The sequence below is a fragment of the Streptomyces sp. MNU89 genome (genome assembly GCF_020982505.1).
In the GTDB taxonomy this organism is placed as follows: domain Bacteria; phylum Actinomycetota; class Actinomycetes; order Streptomycetales; family Streptomycetaceae; genus Streptomyces; species Streptomyces xinghaiensis.
Genome location: NZ_JAJKLL010000001.1, coordinates 4,982,065 through 4,998,614 on the forward strand (window position 1 = coordinate 4,982,065; position 16,550 = coordinate 4,998,614).

The 16,550-nt window shown below is 73.3% G+C and carries 15 protein-coding genes and 1 pseudogene; 9 read left to right on the forward strand and 7 right to left on the reverse strand.

Going from position 1 to position 16,550, the window contains the following annotated elements; translation table 11 throughout:
• Nucleotides 1-27 precede the first annotated feature (27 nt).
• The gene (locus E4N63_RS21360) at nucleotides 28-1,185 is read left to right on the forward strand and encodes an acyl-CoA dehydrogenase family protein (RefSeq protein WP_230241471.1); all 1,158 of its coding nucleotides are present in this window, start codon (nucleotides 28-30) and stop codon (nucleotides 1,183-1,185) included.
• A gap of 45 nt (nucleotides 1,186-1,230) precedes the next feature.
• Entirely contained in the window at nucleotides 1,231-2,118 is an 888-nt protein-coding gene (locus E4N63_RS21365) for an acyl-CoA thioesterase II (RefSeq protein WP_125622749.1), read from the forward strand.
• A 147-nt stretch (nucleotides 2,119-2,265) separates the two neighbouring features.
• On the opposite strand, the gene E4N63_RS21370 is transcribed toward E4N63_RS21365, so the two are convergent.
• Nucleotides 2,266-3,072 (reverse strand): phosphatase, encoded by an 807-nt coding sequence (locus E4N63_RS21370; RefSeq protein WP_125622750.1) that lies wholly within the window; start codon nucleotides 3,070-3,072, stop codon nucleotides 2,266-2,268.
• A gap of 275 nt (nucleotides 3,073-3,347) precedes the next feature.
• On the opposite strand from E4N63_RS21370, the pseudogene speB reads away from it, so the two are divergent.
• Nucleotides 3,348-4,307, forward strand: a pseudogene (gene speB, locus E4N63_RS21375) (agmatinase); the annotation flags it as partial.
• A gap of 53 nt (nucleotides 4,308-4,360) precedes the next feature.
• Here speB and E4N63_RS21380 read toward each other — a convergent pair.
• The gene (locus E4N63_RS21380; protein WP_125622751.1) at nucleotides 4,361-4,825 is read right to left on the reverse strand and encodes an ATP-binding protein; all 465 of its coding nucleotides are present in this window, start codon (nucleotides 4,823-4,825) and stop codon (nucleotides 4,361-4,363) included.
• A 249-nt stretch (nucleotides 4,826-5,074) separates the two neighbouring features.
• Here E4N63_RS21380 and E4N63_RS21385 point away from each other — a divergent pair, with 249 nt between their 5' ends.
• Nucleotides 5,075-5,929, forward strand: a complete 855-nt coding sequence (locus E4N63_RS21385; RefSeq protein ID WP_230241472.1) for a helix-turn-helix transcriptional regulator — start codon at nucleotides 5,075-5,077, stop codon at nucleotides 5,927-5,929.
• Between the two features lie 11 nt (nucleotides 5,930-5,940).
• Nucleotides 5,941-6,153: a DUF397 domain-containing protein gene (locus E4N63_RS21390; RefSeq protein WP_230241473.1), complete on the forward strand. Its 213-nt coding sequence runs from the start codon at nucleotides 5,941-5,943 to the stop codon at nucleotides 6,151-6,153.
• Between the two features lie 31 nt (nucleotides 6,154-6,184).
• On the opposite strand, the gene E4N63_RS31225 is transcribed toward E4N63_RS21390, so the two are convergent.
• The 4 genes from E4N63_RS31225 to E4N63_RS21410 are packed head-to-tail and all read right to left on the reverse strand — an operon-like array spanning nucleotide 6,185 to nucleotide 8,952.
• Nucleotides 6,185-7,492: an FAD-dependent oxidoreductase gene (locus E4N63_RS31225; protein WP_230241474.1), complete on the reverse strand. Its 1,308-nt coding sequence runs from the start codon at nucleotides 7,490-7,492 to the stop codon at nucleotides 6,185-6,187.
• Nucleotides 7,485-7,658, reverse strand: a complete 174-nt coding sequence (locus E4N63_RS21400) for a rubredoxin (RefSeq protein ID WP_043467119.1) — start codon at nucleotides 7,656-7,658, stop codon at nucleotides 7,485-7,487. The genes E4N63_RS31225 and E4N63_RS21400 overlap by 8 nt, the downstream gene beginning before the upstream one ends.
• The gene (locus E4N63_RS21405; protein ID WP_125622761.1) at nucleotides 7,655-7,819 is read right to left on the reverse strand and encodes a rubredoxin; all 165 of its coding nucleotides are present in this window, start codon (nucleotides 7,817-7,819) and stop codon (nucleotides 7,655-7,657) included. Before E4N63_RS21405 ends, E4N63_RS21400 begins: the two co-directional genes overlap by 4 nt.
• On the reverse strand, nucleotides 7,819-8,952 hold the full coding sequence (locus E4N63_RS21410) for an alkane 1-monooxygenase (protein WP_125622762.1): 1,134 nt from the start codon (nucleotides 8,950-8,952) through the stop codon (nucleotides 7,819-7,821). The genes E4N63_RS21405 and E4N63_RS21410 overlap by 1 nt, the downstream gene beginning before the upstream one ends.
• Before the next feature lie 146 nt (nucleotides 8,953-9,098).
• Between E4N63_RS21410 and E4N63_RS21415 the strand changes: the two genes are divergently transcribed.
• Complete coding sequence (locus tag E4N63_RS21415; RefSeq protein WP_125622763.1) at nucleotides 9,099-9,683, forward strand: TetR family transcriptional regulator; 585 nt, start codon at nucleotides 9,099-9,101, stop codon at nucleotides 9,681-9,683.
• Between the two features lie 69 nt (nucleotides 9,684-9,752).
• Nucleotides 9,753-10,712, forward strand: a complete 960-nt coding sequence (locus E4N63_RS21420; RefSeq protein ID WP_230241475.1) for an aminoglycoside phosphotransferase family protein — start codon at nucleotides 9,753-9,755, stop codon at nucleotides 10,710-10,712.
• A 78-nt stretch (nucleotides 10,713-10,790) separates the two neighbouring features.
• Here the strand turns inward: E4N63_RS21420 and E4N63_RS21425 are convergent, their stop codons facing one another.
• The gene (locus tag E4N63_RS21425; protein ID WP_230241476.1) at nucleotides 10,791-13,568 is read right to left on the reverse strand and encodes an AAA family ATPase; all 2,778 of its coding nucleotides are present in this window, start codon (nucleotides 13,566-13,568) and stop codon (nucleotides 10,791-10,793) included.
• Between the two features lie 233 nt (nucleotides 13,569-13,801).
• Between E4N63_RS21425 and E4N63_RS21430 the strand changes: the two genes are divergently transcribed.
• Nucleotides 13,802-15,454: a hypothetical protein gene (locus E4N63_RS21430; protein WP_230241477.1), complete on the forward strand. Its 1,653-nt coding sequence runs from the start codon at nucleotides 13,802-13,804 to the stop codon at nucleotides 15,452-15,454.
• Nucleotides 15,442-16,545 carry a helix-turn-helix transcriptional regulator gene (locus tag E4N63_RS21435; protein ID WP_230241478.1) on the forward strand — a complete coding sequence of 368 codons (1,104 nt, stop codon included), beginning with the start codon at nucleotides 15,442-15,444 and terminating at the stop codon, nucleotides 16,543-16,545. The genes E4N63_RS21430 and E4N63_RS21435 overlap by 13 nt, the downstream gene beginning before the upstream one ends.
• The last annotated feature ends 5 nt before the right edge of the window (nucleotides 16,546-16,550 follow it).

Below are 16,550 nucleotides of genomic sequence, written 5' to 3' on the forward strand. Positions count from 1 at the left end.
GGTTCCAGCAGAGGGAGGCGTGCGGAGATGCGTCGCACGGTGTTCAACGAGGACCAGGAAGCGTTCCGGGAGACCATTCGCGATTTCATCGCCGCCGAGGTCGTCCCCGTCTACGACCAGTGGCTGGAGGCCGGCCAGGCCCCGCGCGAGTTCTACTACAAACTTGGTGAGCTGGGCATCTTCGGCATCGAGGTGCCCGAGGAGTTCGGCGGCGCCGGCGAGCACAGCTTCAAGTTCCAGGCGATCATCGCCGAGGAGAGCGCCCGCGCCGGCGTCAGCTTCGGCGGCAGCAGCGTGCACGTCGGGCTCTGCCTGCCGTACCTGCAGGCGTACGCCACCGACGAGCAGAAGAAGCGCTGGCTGCCGAAGTTCGTCACCGGCGAGATGATGTTCGCCATCGCCATGACCGAGCCGGGCACCGGCTCCGACCTGGCCGGCATGAAGACCACCGCCAAGCTCTCCGAGGACGGCAGCCACTACGTCCTCAACGGCGCCAAGACCTTCATCACCGGCGGTGTCCACGCCGACCGCGTGATCGTCTGCGCCCGCACCTCCCCGCTGAACCCCGAGGACCGCCGCGCCGGCATCTCCCTCTTCGTCGTCGACACCAAGTCCGAGGGCTACGCGGTCGGCCGCAAGCTGGAGAAGCTGGGCCTGAAGACGTCCGACACCGCCGAGCTGTCCTTCACGGACGTCAAGGTGCCCGCCGAGGACCTGCTCGGCGAGGAGGGCAAGGGCTTCTCCTACCTCGGCCAGAACCTGCCGCAGGAGCGCCTCGCCATCGCCATGGGCGCCTACGCCCAGGCCTCCGCGGCCGTCAACTTCGCCAAGGAGTACGTCCGGGACCGCACGGTCTTCGGCAAGCCCGTGGCCGCCTTCCAGAACACCAAGTTCGTGCTGGCCGACTGCAAGGCCGACGTGGACGCCATGGAGGCCGTGGTCGACCGTGCCCTCGACGCCCACGACGCCGGTGAGCTGACCGCCGCCGACGCCGCCTCCGCCAAGCTGTTCTGCACCGAGAAGGCCGCCGAGGTCATCGACAAGTGCCTCCAGCTGCACGGCGGTTACGGCTACATGATGGAGTACCCCATCGCCCGCCTGTACGCGGACAACCGCGTCAACCGCATCTACGGCGGCACCAGCGAGGTCATGCGCACCATCGTCGCCAAGTCGATGGGGCTGTGAGGGCGGGGCCCGCCTCCCTCACACGCGGCTGAGCACACAGACGACATGAGCGAAGCACTCCGGAGTCTCCTCGATCTGCTCGATCTGGAACGGATCGAGGAGAACATCTTCCGCGGCGCCAGCCGGCCCGCGGTGATCCCCCGCGTCTTCGGCGGCCAGGTGGCCGCCCAGGCGCTGGTCGCCGCGGGCCGCACGGTGGACCCCGGCCGCCCCGCGCACTCGCTGCACGCGTACTTCCTGCGGCCCGGCGACCCCGGGGCGCCGATCGTCTACACCGTCGACCGCATCCGCGACGGCCGCTCCTTCACCACCCGCCGGGTGGTGGCGGTGCAGCACGGCAAGCCGATCTTCCACCTCTCGGCCTCCTTCCAGCTCCACGAGGAGGGGCTGGAGCACCAGGAGCCGATGCCCGCCGCGCCCGACCCGGAGACCCTGCCGACGGCGGCCGAGCTGCTGCCCAAGCACGCGCATCTCTTCAGCGACCCGGGCGTCGTGGACCGGCTGCTGGAGGCCCGCTCGGCCGTCGATCTGCGCTACGTCGACGAGCCGCCGTACGCCACCGCCGCGCAGGGTCCGCGCGAGCCCCGCTCCCAGGTATGGTTCCGGACGAACGGCAAGCTGGGCGGGGAGATCGACGCACCACTGCTCCACGTCTGCCTCGCCACCTATGTCTCCGACATGACGCTGCTCGACTCGGTCCTCCTCGCCCACGGGCGCGGCGGCTGGGCGGTCGGCGACGTGGTCGGCGCGAGCCTGGACCACGCCATGTGGTTCCACCGCCCCTTCCGTGCGGACGAGTGGCTGCTGTATGACCAGAGCAGCCCCTCGTCCTCCGGCGGGCGGGGGCTGGGACAGGCCCGTATCTACACCGCCGACGGCCGCCTCGCGGTGACCGTCATCCAAGAAGGGCTGGTCCGGGTGCCTCGGGTGTGAGGTGTCCCGTGACCGGGTCCGGCGGGGCCGCCGTGGAGACGGACGGCGGCCCCGTCCGGGCCGTACAGGTGCGGGAGGGCCGGGCCCTGGACCATGGGGCACCGGCCCTCCCGTTCCGCTTTCCGCACCCTGCGGCACTCTCCCCGCCTAGCGGCCGGACAGACCCCGGAGGCCGGCCGCGTCCAGCAGGTACGCGGTCATCGGGTCGTAGAAGCGCGGGTCGAGGACGTGATCGTCCAGCGGGACCGTGACGGCGAGGGTGCCCTCCGCCTCGCCCAGGAACAGCGCCGGGTCGTTGCAGTCGGCGAATCCCACCGCCTCGACGCCGCGCCGGCCCGCGCAGCCCGCCCAGCCATGGTCCGCCACCACCAGATCCGGCAGGGGCCGGCCCTCGCGCTCCAGGGCGTCGAGGATCGCGGCCATCGGCGCGGGGGAGTGGGTGTGCCAGAGGGTGGCACCGCGCTCCAGCACCGCCACGTCGGCGAACTGGACGACGAATCCCTCGTCGGCCCGCAGGCCGCCCGGAATCTCCATGACCTCGCAGCCCGCCGCCCGCATCCCGGCCGCGAGGGTGCGGTGCACGTCCAGCAGCCCGCCCGGGTGCCCGGTCGCGAAGAGCACCCGGTGGCCCTCCCCGGCGGACTTGCGCAGCACGGCCGCCATCCGGTCCAGCGCGTCCACCGTCAGCCCCGGGTCGATCGTGTCCTGGCCGGCGCGGTGCCCCGGGTCGTCCACGACGCCGCAGCGCTCCGCCATCACCGCCAGCACGTCCTGCTCGTCGGTCCACCGGTCGCCGAGCTCCAGCCCGAGCCAGTAGTGGCGGTCGCCGTTGGCGAGCTTGCGGTAGTGGGACAGGTTGTTGTCCCGGGGCGTGGCCACATTGCCCGCGATCCGCGTACGGACGAGGTGGTCGATCAGCTCGGCGCGGCCGGGGGCGGGGCTGGGTATCGGCATACGGCCATTGTGACCCGTACGGACAGGGGATGGCCGTCCTGTCCAAATAGCGCGCGGGGCCACTCGCAAACGTACATGTGCGGAACCCGGTGTTCTGCTTAGGCTCGGGGGGACCGCAGCCGCACCCCACCGCCGAGAGCAGAGGCCCCCCGCATGACCTCAGCCGACCGCAGCCACCAGGACGAGGCCCAGGGCCGGGACGAGGGCCGGGGCCGGGTGGGGCCGGACGCCGGGACCGGGACGCCGGAGCCGGCGGCGCCGCCGCCGGTGGGCGCACCGGGCCTCCCCGGGGCCCCGTCGACTCCTCGCGCGTCCCGCGCTACGCCGGGCCCGCCACCTTCGCGCGGCTGCCCCGGATCGACGAGGTCGGCGGCACCGCGGACGTCGCGGTGGTCGGCGTGCCCTTCGACAGCGGCGTCTCCTACCGGCCCGGGGCCCGCTTCGGCGGCAACGCCGTCCGCGAGGCGTCCCGGCTGCTGCGCCCGTACAACCCGGCGCAGGACGCCTCGCCCTTCGCGCTGGCGCAGGTGGCCGACGCCGGTGACATCGCCGCCAACCCGTTCAACATCAACGAGGCCGTCGAGACGATCGAGGCCGCGGCCGACGGCATCCTCTCCACCGGCGCCCGGATGATGACCCTCGGCGGCGACCACACCATCGCCCTGCCGCTGCTGCGCGCGGCCGCCCGCCGGCACGGCCCGGTCGCCCTGCTGCACTTCGACGCCCACCTGGACACCTGGGACACCTACTTCGGCGCCGAGTACACCCACGGCACCCCGTTCCGCCGGGCCGTCGAGGAGGGCATCCTCGACACCTCGGCCCTCTCCCACGTCGGCATCCGCGGCCCGCTGTACGGCCGGAAGGACCTGGACGAGGACGAGAAGATGGGCTTCGGCATCGTCACCTCGGCCGATGTGATGCGGCGCGGCGTGGACGAGATCGCCCAGCAACTCCGCGAGCGCATCGGCGACCGTCCGCTCTACATCTCCATCGACATCGACGTCCTGGACCCGGCCCACGCCCCCGGCACCGGCACCCCGGAGGCCGGCGGCCTGACCTCCCGCGAACTGCTGGAGATCCTGCGCGGCCTGGCCGGCTGCCGGCTGGTCTCGGCGGACCTGGTGGAGGTCGCCCCGGCCTACGACCACGCGGAGATCACCTCGGTCGCGGCCTCCCACACCGCGTACGAACTGACCACGATCATGGCCCGCCAGATCGCGGCGGACCGGGCCTGACTCGGAGACCGGGTGGCGGTCCGCCGCGGGCTGCCGGGGCGGCGGCGGTCCCGTCACCGCCCGCCCCGGTCGACGAGCTGGAACCACACGCTCTTGCCGGTGGGCGGCCGTCCGCCATGCCACATGGTCCCCCAGTCGTCGGCGCACGCCTGGACGAGCAGCAGTCCGCGCCCGTGCTCCGCCGTCTCCGGCTCCGTCGTCATGCCGTCCCCCTGCGCCCCCTGCGGCCAGGGCATACCGCACGGATCGTCGTCCCGCACGGAGACCCGCAACCGGTCCGTCCGGACGGTGGCCTCCAGCGTCAGCCGGCTCACCTTCGTGTGCAGATGGACGTTGGAGACCACCTCCGAGACGAGCAGCCGCGCCAGCTCGACGAGCGGTGCGTGCCCGGTGACCGTCAGCAGCCCGGTAAGCATGTCGCGGGCGACCTTGGCGGTCTCGGGGATGTTCGGCGCCTGCATGGAATACGAGCGGACGGGGACGTCGGCATGGGGGCTGACGAGAACGGGCGTGCTCAACGGGTCCTCCGGTAGAAGGTCTTGGCGAGATACGGCCACCGGGCGCCCGCCACCGTGGCTCTGCCCGTCCGCAACGCGCGGACCGGCCGCGCTGCGGATTTACCGGCGTGCGTAGCGGTATGCACACGGAAGGTAGGGGGCAAGGATTCTCCGGAGTAAGTATGTCGAGCGAGAATCACCCTCGCGGGTGGTCTCGTGCTATACGTACGCGCATGGCCGGAGTTGCCCGAAGAGAGGACCAGCGCCCCCATGCCACCGAGGGACAACCCCACGGCCCGACAGGCACGCCTGGGCGCCGAGTTGAGGAAGCTCAGGGAGCGAGCCGGGAAGCCCGCTCGTGAAGCCGGCGCTCTGCTCGGAGTGGACCAGGCGAAGATCAGCAACATCGAGTCGGGCCGTATCGGTGTGAGTGAGGAGCGCATTCGGCGACTGGCAGCGCACTACTCATGCGCGGACACAGCCCTGATCGACGCGCTGTGCGCCATGGCTCGTGAGCACCGGGGCCAGCACTGGTGGGACGAGTACCGGGGGATCCTGGCTCCTGCTTTCCTGGACATCGCGGAACTGGAACACCATGCAGTTCACCTGCGTTCGATGCAAACGCTCTCCATGCCCGGACTTCTCCAGACGGAGGGCTACGCGCGTGCGGTCTTCAGAGGCGGCATCCCACCGCTGCCCGATGACGAGATCGAGGCACGGGTCGAGCACAGGATGCGACGGCGGTCGGCCCTTGAACGTGACAATCCGCCGCCGTACGAGGTGGTCATCCACGAGGCCGCGCTGAGGATGCGGTTCGGCGGCCGGGAGGTCACCAGGCAGCAGTTGGAGCACCTGCTGGAGATGTCGGCGTGGCCTGGTGTGACGGTACGTGTGCTCCCCTTCAGCAACGAACAGTTCATCGAAGTCACCCAGCCCCTGCTCTACGCGGCCGGTGTCGTACCGCAACTCGACACGGTGCAGAAGGACAGTCCCTCCGGGAGCCACCACCTTGACGCCGAAGCCGAACTCCAAAAGCATCAGGCGTTGTTGGACGTCGCCGAGAGCGTCTCGCTCGATGTCGGCCAGTCCCGGCAGCTCATCGCCGACATCGCACGAGAACTGTGAGGAACGGGTCCATGGAGATACAGGTGCACTGGCAGAAGTCCTCGTTCTCCGGGGCGGAGGGGCCGAACTGCCTGGAGATCGCGGGTGTGCCCGGCCGTCTGCTGATACGGGAGAGCGACATGCCCGGGACCGTCCTCGCGGCCAGTCGCGCGGCGCTCGCCGGGCTCGTCGCAGGCGTCAAGGCGGGCGAGTTCGACCGGCAGGGCGGCTCCGGCAGGCGGTGAACCGAGCCGCCCGGGCGAGTCCGGACCAGCGTCACCCCGCGGCAGGGTGTGGCGCGCCGGTTCCCAAGGCGTCCGGCTCCCCGGGCTCCAGCAGGTGGGTGTGGCACGCCGGTTGCCCGCCCGTGAGGAGTGCGTGCGCGGCCTCCGGCTTCCGCGCGGCGGCTCGGGGCGGGCTGTCGTACGGGTCGCCGAGGGCCGTCCGCAGGGCGCGGAAGTCGTGGGGTCTGCCGGCCGCCGCGGCTCCCACGGGGCGTCCGTTCGCGGTCGCCACGGCGGCGAAGTCGAAACCGGCGAGGTCTCCCTGCACCGTCAGGGTGTCGGCGCCGGCGAAATGACCGGCGATCTGCAGCATCACGCCGTACTGGTCGGTCCACGTCCAGGGCACCGCGGCGAAGGGTGTTCCGGCGCCGAGCATGTTCCTCGCGACGGCGGCGGCCTGCTGCTGGGCGTGGTTCCACTGCTCGACGCGCACCCGCCGGCCGAGGACCGGGTCCGGAAACAGCGCGACGTCCCCTGCCGCGAAGACCCGCGGATCGCTGGTCGTCCCGAGGGCGTCGACGCGTATGCCGTCACCCACGTCCAGGCCCGCCCGGGCGGCCAGTTCGACGTCGGGCCGCATGCCGGCGGCGACCAGCACCGTGTGCGCGTGCCAGCTCCTTCCGTCCCGGGCGGTTGCCACGAGCATGCCGTCCCGCCGGGCGAGTCGAGTGAGCGCCACCCCGGTGTGCACCCGGGTCCCGTGGGCGCGGTGGAGCTCCAGGACGGCGCGGCGCAGGTGGCCGGGCAACACCCGGTGCAGGGGCTCCGCGCCGGCTTCCAGGACGGTGACGTCGAGTCCCGACAGCCGGGCGCTCGCGGCGACTTCCAGGCCGACCAGTCCCGCACCGATGACCAGCAGCGGACCGCCGGACTCCAGATCGGCGCGGAGAGCGGGTACGTCGCCGAGGCCGCGCAGGGTGTGCACACGGTCGTGTCCGGTGGTGAACGGCAGGGTGCGGGCGCGTCCTCCGGTCGCCAGCAGCAGTCTGTCGTACGGCAGCCGGCTTCCGTCGGAGCATTCCAGGGCGCCGCCGGCGAGGCCCGTGACCTTCGTGCCGGTGCGCAGTTCGATGCCGAGTTCCTGCCAGACCGTCGGCGGCTTCAGGCGGAGCCGCTCGGGCGTCAGGGCCCGCTTGACGAGGTCCTTGGACAGCGGCGGACGCCGGTACGGCGGGTGGGGTTCCTCACCGACCAGGACGACGCGGCCGTCGAAGCCCTCCTCGCGCAGGGTGAGCGCGGCGGTCGCGCCCGCGATCCCGGTGCCGACCACGGCGATGGTGCGGGGCGCGGCCTCAGGCACGGGACGCCTCGGCCATCCGGAAGTCGGCCTTGGCGGCACCGCAGTCGGGGCAGGACCAGTCGTCCGGGATGTCCTCCCAGCGGGTGCCGGGGGCGATGCCTTCCTCGGGCCAGCCCTGCGCCTCGTCGTAGACGAAACCGCACACCAGGCATTCCCAGACCTTCATGCCAACTCCTCGAAGTCGATCTTCTCGCGGACCCCGCAGTCCGGGCAGGGCCAGTCGTCGGGCACCTGCGCCCAGGCCGTGCCGGCGGGGAATCCCTCGCGCGGCGCGCCGGCGAGCTCGTCGTACACGTAGTCGCAGACAGGGCACAGGTAGCGGCTCATCAGCGGTTCCCGTGACGGGCGAGGACCTTGCCCCTGGTGCGGGGGTGGATGTTGGCCCGGGTGACGTCACCCTCGTAGTGGGCGAGGAGCCCGGGGTCCATCACCCGCCGCCACAGCGGTGGCACGACGGCGAGCAGGATCATCCCGGCGTAACCGGTGGGCAGTTGCGGGGACTCCTCGAAGTGGCGCAGGGCCTGGTAGCGGCGGGTCGGGTTGGCGTGGTGGTCGCTGTGCCGCTGCAGGTGGTAGAGGAAGATGTTGGAGGCGATGTCGTCGCTGTTCCAGCTGTGCTGCGGGGTGCAGCGCTCGTAGCGGCCCGAGGGGGTCTTCTGCCGCAGCAGCCCGTAGTGCTCGAGGTAGTTGACGACCTCCAGCAGGCAGAAGCCGATGACCGCCTGGACCGCCAGGTACGGCAGCACGTCCGGCCCGAACGCGGCGGTGAGCACGGCGAAGAGGGCCGCTGACATCGCCCATGCGCTGAGGACGTCGTTGTGCGGGCTCCACGGGCTCTTGCCGAGCCGGCCGAGCCGCTGCTTCTCCAGGTGCCAGCCCGAGCGGGCGCTGCCGTACACCGAGCGCGGCAGGAACGCCCAGAAGGACTGGCCCAGGCGGGAGCTCGCGGGGTCCTCGGGGGTGGCGACGCGCACGTGGTGGCCGCGGTTGTGCTCGATGTAGAAGTGCCCGTAGCAGGTCTGGGCGAGGGCGATCCGTGCCAGCACGCGTTCCAGCGCGTCCTTCTTGTGGCCCAGTTCGTGCGCGGTGTTGATGCCGAACCCGGCGACGATACCGATGGTGACGGTCAGCCCCGCCTTGTCCACGGCCGACAGGCCGCCGCGGGACCACAGCCAGCAGGCCAGCACCAGTCCGGCGTACTGGAGGGGCAGGAACAGGTAGGTGCACCAGCGGTAGTACCGGTCCGATTCCAGCCAGGCGAGGACACTGTCGGGCGGGTTGTCGGAGTCCTTGCCGACCAGCAGGTCCACCAGCGGGATCACGCCGAAGACGACCGGCAGCAGCAGCCACCAGAAGAAGCCGTATCCCGTGGCCGCCGCCAGCCCCCATGCAGCGAACGGGAAGGCGGGCAGCACCAGTCCGAGCAACCACAGGTAGCGCTTGCCGTCTCGCCACGTCACGTGTGACGCCGGCGCTCCGAGCGGATACGAGATCCCCACCTTGACCCACCTTCATTGGACACTTCGGCCGCGAACTGTCCAGAAACTAGACAGCACTGCACTGGGTGTCAAGGTGTTGGACGGTGCTCGTTAGGATGGGGGCCGAGATGACGCGCTATCGAGAGTCGGTCCGTTCCCTGCTCAAGGAACGGATCCTGGACGCCGCCTACGAGCGGGTCGCGGCCGAGGGCTGGGACCGGCTGAAGATGACCCGTATCGCCACCACCGCCGGAGTGAGCCGGCAAACCGTCTACACCGAGTACGGCTCCAAGGCGGCCATCGGCCAGGCACTGGTGATGCGCGAGGTGGAACGCTTTCTCACCGGCATCCAGGACCAGCTCCTCGCCCACCCCGGCGACATGAGGGCCGCCATCACCGCCGCCATCGGGTACACCCTGCGCACGGCGGCCGACAATCCGCTGCTCAAGGCCATCCTGACCAGTAGCCGGGGCGGTGAAGAAGATCTGCTCACCCACCTGACGACCCGCTCCGAGCCCCTTCTGGACACCGCCATCAGCATGCTCACCGCCTACGCGGCGGAGGTCTGGGCCGAGATCGACGCCCACTCGCGGGACCTGGCCGTCGAAGCGGTGGTGCGCCTGACGGTCAGCCACCTCGTCCAGCCGGTCCTGCCTCCCGACCTCTCCGCTGAGCGCATCGCCGAGATCACCATGCGGGTCGCGCACGCCTGAACGGCGCCGCCCGCGGAGGGCACTGCGCGCCGTCCGGCGGCGGCACACAACGCGTTCCGGGAGCTGCCGATGACCGACGGAAGGATCAGCGAAGGCGGTCCGGCGCCCGTGGAGGTGCCGGAGGCGCTGGCCGCCGCGCATGTCCGGTACGAGGGCGAGGCCGGGCGGGCGTGGGTGGCCGCGCTGCCCGGGCTCGCCGAGTCGTATCTCGGCCGGTGGCGGCTGCGGCGGGACGGGCCCGTGGCCCACGGGGTCGCCGCGCTGGTCGTTCCCGTGGTGGGCGCGGACGGCACGCCGGCGGTGCTCAAGCTCCAGCCGGTCACCGACGAGACCGCGGGAGAGCCGGACGCCCTCCGGGCCTGGGACGGCGACGGCGCCGTGCGGCTGCTCCGGAGCGATCCCGAGACCGGGACGATGCTGCTGGAGCGGCTCGATCCGGCCCGCACCCTCGCCGGGGTCGGCGACGACATGGCCGCCCTGCGCGTCCTCGCCGAGCTGCTGGCCCGGCTCACCGCGCACCCCGCGCCGCCCGGTGTGCGGCGGCTGGGCGACGCCGCCGACGGGATGCTCCGCCGGCTGCCCGCCGTGCTGCCCGCCCTGGCCGACCCGGCCGAGCGGCGGCTGCTCGACGCCTGCGGCGGCGCCGTACGGGAACTGGCCGGCGAGCCCGGTGACCGGCTGCTCCACTGGGACCTGCACTACGAGAACGTCCTCGCCCCGCTTCCCGGGTCCGGGCGCGGGCCCTGGCTGGCCATCGACCCCAAACCCCTGACGGGCGACCCGGGTTTCGAACTGCTGCCCGCCCTGCGCAACCGCTGGGACGACGTCACGGCCACCGGTGACGTCCCGCGCGCCGTACGCCGCCGCTTCGACCTGATGACGGAGATCCTCGGCCTGGACCGGGCCCGCGCCCGGGGGTGGACGCTGGGCCGGGTCCTCCAGACCTGCCTGTGGGAGACCGAGAGCGGCGCGACGGTCCTCGACCCGGCACAGAGGGCGATCGCGGCGGCGCTGTCCCCGGCCGGGTGAGACCCGCGCTGCGCGGAGCCGCGCGGGCGGGTACGGGCCCGGCCGGGAAGGACGGCCCGTGTCAGGGACCCACCCGTGTCAGCCGGGGTACTCGCCCGTCAGCATGGCGGAGGCCAGTTCGACCCGGGAACGGTAGCCGGTGCGTTTGAACAGCCTGCCCAGCCGGCTCTCCACACTCTTCTCGCTGCCGCCGAGCACGACGGCCAGTTCGCGGTTGGTCAGACCCTCGGCGACCAGGGTGGCGAGCAGCCGCTCGTTCTCGGCGGTGGTGAGGCTCTGCCGCTCCGTGGTGAGCTTGTGCTCGCGCATCAGGGGCCGCATCTGGGCCCTGCGCAGCAGCGCGTCGAGGTCGCCGTACAGCGCGTACGCCTCGTGCAGCAGCGACGGGTCGGCCAGTCCGTGGCGGACCATCATGGACATCGTGTCGGCCTGCTCCAGGGGCTGTGCGCGCCGGCGGACGAGCCGTACCGCCTCGTCGGCGGCCGCGTGGTCGCGGTGCACCACGGCCTTGGCGAGCAGATGGCACATCCGGGCCCGGCCGGTGCCGAGGAGTCCGGCGACCCTGCTCACCTCGTCCACGCACCGCTGTGCCGCGGCCTGATCCCCCGCGGCCAGTTCCGATACGGCCTGCATCAGCCACAGTTCCTCCGTGCCGACGATCAGGCCGCGCTCCACGGCCAGGGCGAGCGCGTCCGCGATGACCCGCTCGGACCGCTCGGTCGCGCCCAGGGCCTGGTCCAGGCACCACTCCGGTACTGCGAGAAGGTGCAGCATCACGGGCTGTACGGTCCGGGCTCTCTCGATCACCTCGCGCGCCCGTGCCAGTTGACCGCGCGCACCGAGGATGACGCTCGTCTCCCGGCACAGCTGGGTATGGGTGGGCAGGTCGCCGACCGAGAGGCCGGTGGCGAGGCCCAGCCGTGCCAGGTCGAGTGCCGGGTCCCAGCGCCCGCTCTGGCTGTCCGCCACCACCCGGTCGGGGACGGGCCGGTAACCGGAGGGCAGCTCGTGTGCCGCCAGCATCTGTTCGGCCCGGTCCAGTTCGCCGAACGCCATCAGCGCCCGGGCCAGCTGCGACAGGTGTTCGAAGCGGTGGCGCGACGCCTGCGTCCACAGCGGCCACCGGTACGGAGTGGCGACGGCCCGGTAGAACGACTCGGTCCGGCCGAGGAAGGCCGCGATGCAGTCGCTGAAGAGCAGGCCCAGCGCGGCGACGGTGTCGTTGTCCCGGCTCCAGACGTCCCGCTGGGCCGTCAGGTGCTCGTACGCCTCCCGCCAGCGGTCCAGATGGCACAGGGCGATGGCCCGGGTGAGGACGCGGTGCCCTTCGCCGCCGGGCAACGAGCGCCAGCCGCCGTCGCAGATCTCGGTGAGCGCAGCCCTGTCGAAGGTCCCGCCGAGTGAGACGACGTAGATCATCTCCATTTCGAGCAGAGCCTCCGGGGTGACCAGGCCGGCGTGGTCGGACAGCACCGTCCACGCGCTGTCCAGCGCGTCGGCGTGGCGCAGATGGATGCAGCAGGCGGCGGCGTGCGCGAGCAGGGCCTGGGCGCGCCGGTCCGGCTCGGTGATCAGGCCGATGGCGGCGCGCAGCCAGCGCTCCGCGAAGTATCCGTCCTCCAGCATGGCGGCGGTGCCGGCGGCGAGCAGTTCCTCGGACGCCCGCCGGGAGTCCACGAACGGTCCCGCGGTGACCAGTTGCTCGGCGAGGTACCGGCCGTCCGCGGTGGCGTCGCCCGCCCAGATCGCGGTGACCGCCAGCTGGGCGAGCCTGCGCCGCTCGTACGGCCCGAGGCGAGTGGTCAGCCCGGACGCGAGCAGCGGCAGCCGGAACCGCCAGCGGCCCGGACCGGGCCCCTGCCGCAGGACCCCCTCGGCGCACAGCCCGGCCAGCGCCTCACGGACCGTGTCCTCGTCCGCCTCCACGGCCTCGGCGATCAGCCCGGTCGCCGCGGGACCCAGCGGATGCAGCACGGCCACCGCCTTGGCCACCGGCCAGACCACCCCGCCCAGGTGCCGCAGATCCTCGACCGGCGGCAGGCCGGCGGGCAGCGAGGGCGGCCGGTTCGGGGAGGTCAGATAGGCGTGCCGGTCGAAGACGCACAGCGCGCCGCTCCGCCGGTACCCCGCCACGGCGGCGAGCACGGCGGCGGGCCTGCCGCGGCACTCCCGTCGCAGCGACGAGAGCAGCGACGACGACGGCTTGGCCTGTAACTGCTCGGTGACCAGCGCACGGACCTCCGACTCGCGCAGCGGGCGCAGCGTCACCACCTCGGCGACTCCGGCGGCCCGCAGCCGGTCCAGCGCCACCCGGTCGGCCTCCGGGTCGGCCGGTGAGGGGCGGAGCGCGCAGACGAACGTGACCCGGCCGCCCGCCGGTGTGCGGAGCACCGGCAGCAGGACCGCGCGCGAACCCGGGTCGATCCACTGCGCGTCGTCGATGAGGACGACGAGCTTGTCGCACGCCGTGACGGCCGCTCGCAGCTCGGCGGCCAGCTGACGGCCGGCGTCCGGGCGCGGCGCCGGGGCGGTGGCCTTCGCCGTGCGCCCGGGGGCGCCGTTCCGGTTCAGGACGGCGAGCTCGGCGGACAGCCGGGCGGCCACGGAGTAGGGGCGGCCGTGCTCGTTGCGCGCCACCCGCAGGGCCAGGGTGGTGAGGCCGCGCGCGGCCAACTCGTCCCGGACGGCGGCCAGTACGGCGCTGCGCCCGATCCCGGTCGGCCCCGTGACCAGGATCAGCGAGGCGGCGTCCGGGGAGGTGGCGGTGTCGACGACGTGCGCGACGGAGGCGTCACGACCGAACAGCGGCGGCACCGGCCCGTCGGGATCGGCCGCACCGTGCCAGGGGGGGATCACCTCATCAGTATGCCCGGACTCGGCCCGGTAGAGCATGTGAGCGATTCGAAGGCGTCAAGGGGTTGCATGATGGGGAGTTGACTCCGGGACGGGCCGGTCCCGGACCCGTCCGCGGCACCGGCACGGGGCCGGGGCGGCAGCCCGCGGGTCCTCGCCGCCCGGGGCCTCAGGAGAGGAGACCGGCAGTGGCCCGAGCGCGTACGGCGGTCCGTGGCAGGGATCGGGAGCTGGCGGTGGTGCGCGAAGCACTGGCAGCCGGCGGCGGACGTCTGATCGTCCTCAAGGGGCAGGCCGGTATCGGCAGAACCGCGCTGCTGGACGAGGCGGAGCGGATGCTGCGCGCGGCCGGCTTGCGCGTCCTGCCGGTGCGCCCGGGCGCCGGCCCGGGCAGCCTCGGCGACGACGCGTTCGCCCTCGCACCGCTGGTGCGCACCGTGCGCGACCGGTTCGAGGAGTTCCAGGAGGCCGGGCCGGCCGACGCGCTCGCGGCGGTGGCCCGGCTGAGCGACGCGGCGGGACGGGACACCGGCGGATGGAGGCCGTCCATCGTCACCGCGCTGGGCGATCTGTTCGACGGGATCGGCCGCCAGGGGAGCACCGCGGTCCTGGCCGACGACGTGCACGCGGTCGCCGAGCCCGCCCCCGTGCTCACCGCTGCACGCCGCTCCGGATGCCTGGTGCTCGCCACCTGCGAGACGGGCACGGAGCACACCCCGGGCCTCGCCGAACTGCTGGCCGCCGCCGACCGGGTGGTGACCCTCGGGCCGCTGGCCGACGACGTCGCCGAGTCCCTGGTGCGCCGCGCGCAGGGTGCGCGCCTCGACGAGGCGGTGCCGGGCATCCTGCGCACCGCTCTGGGACCGCTGTTCGGCAACCCCGGCACCGTGCTGGCCACCCTCGCCGATCTGCGCGCACGGGGCCGGCTGACCGTCTTCCGCGGCCGGCTGTGCCTGCGCGCACCGTCGGAGCCGATCGAACTGCCCGCCGGCCACCACCTCCTGCGCCGGGTCGCTGCTCTCGGCGACCCCGCGGCGCGGCTGCTGTCCTCGGTAGCCGTGTGGGACGGCGTCAACGTCGCCGATCTGCCGCTGCTCGCCGAGGTGATCGGAACCGGCCTCACCGACTGCGGCCGTGTGCTCGACCAGCTGATCGAAGCCGAGGTCCTGGTCGCCGACCCGGCGGGCCGGGTGAGCTGCCGGTGCCCCGCCCTGGCGGCCTCCGTCGCCGGCGGGCCGGCCGCCCACGGCGGCGCCGCGCTGCACGCGGCGGTCGCCGAACGGCTGCTGGCCCGGCACCGGCGGAGCGGCGGCGTCGACCCCGTGGTGCTCGCCGACCACATCGCGCGCGGCGGGCCGGCGGTCGCGCTCGAAGGGCCCATGGTCACCCGGCTGCTGGAGCTGGCGGAGGACGCCGAGCGGGAGCAGCCGGAGCGCGCGGCCCTGTGGTGCGCGGCCGCGCTGCGCCGCCTGCCCCCGGGCGGGCCGGAACACGCCCGTACGCTCACCCGGCTGCTGGACCTCGTCCTCCGGACGGGCCGGTACGAGCTGCTGCGCGACGTGCTCACCCAGTACGCGGAACAGGGCGCCCGGGCCGCGGACGAGGGCCCCCGGGATGCGGAACAGGGCCGCGCCCGGAGCTCGTCGGCGGAGATCCGCCTCGCCGCCGTCCTGGTCGCCCTGCACTCCGGTGAGCCGCCCGCCGAGGAGGCCGTGCGGTCGCTGCTGGACGAGGGCGTCACGGGCCGCGAGCCGATCGGATTCGCGGAGTGGTGGTTCGGCCGCCCGGCGGGGCCCGGCAGGGTGCCCGGGCGGGCGGGGCGGCCGGCTCGGCAGAACCTGCCGGACCGGCGGAACAGGCGGACCCGGCCGACCGGATGGACCTGCTGACGACCGCGCTGTCCGGCGACCCCGGCGCCTGTGAGCGGGCCTGGCGCCGCTCGGGCCGGGCGCCGTCCGCCCGGGAAGTGGGCTGGCTGCACTGCGCCGCCGCGGTGGGCGACATCGCCTCCGTGGCGGAGCTCGTGCTCGGTGCCGGCCACCGGGTTCCCGCGACCGGTGTGCTCGGCGTGTACCGCCGGGTGGTGCGCGACTATGCCGCCGCCGACTGGTCGCAGGCCATGTCCGCGGTCCGGGAACTGGAACTGTCGTACGCCGGGGACACGCTGGCGCACCAGGCGGCTCGTCTGATCGCCGCCGACATCTGCGCCGCCCGGGGCGAGTCCGGGCAGGCGGCCCAGTGGCTGGACGACGCGGTGCCGGTCCCCGGGCTCGCCGTGATGCGCGCCTGGGTGCGGATCGGCCTGCTGAGCCGCACGGGCGGTGACCGGCGGGCCGCGCCGCTGGCCCGGCGGGTCAGCCGCCGGCAGCGCGCGGCCGGGCAGCGCGCGGGCCTGCACCTCCTGCTGATGCGGGCGGTGCGGACCGCGGCGTTCGCCGACGACCACGACGGCGCGGCCGGCCTGCTGGAGGAGATCGAACTCCTGCGCGACGAGACCGGGACGGAAGCGGCGGAGAGCCTCTTCCTGGCACGCGCCCTGGTGCACCGCGATGTCCACGAGGCCCGGCTGGCCGCCGATCTGACCCGGGAACGGGGAGACCTGCCGTCGCTGATGGACTCGTGCCTCGTCATCGCGCGGTTCGCCGAGGACCCGCGCCCGTGGCTGCGCGAGGCCCACGGCCTGGCCACCCGGTGCGGTGCGTCGTCGCTGCTGGAACGCGTCCGCGCGGTGACCCGTGAACGCGGGGTTCCCGCACCGCGGGCCCGCGGCCGGCGGGAGGCCCTGGCCGCCACCGAGCGGCGCATCATCGAACTGATCGGCGAGGGTCTGACCAACCGGCAGATCGCGTTGCGCCTCCAGGTCAGCGAGAAGACCGTGGAGAACCACTTGACCCGCCTGTTCGCCCGCACCGGCTGCCGTTCGCGCGTCGAACTGGCGGCGGCCAGCCTGGGAGGCCGGCTGACGCAGGCCGTCACCTGAGCGCG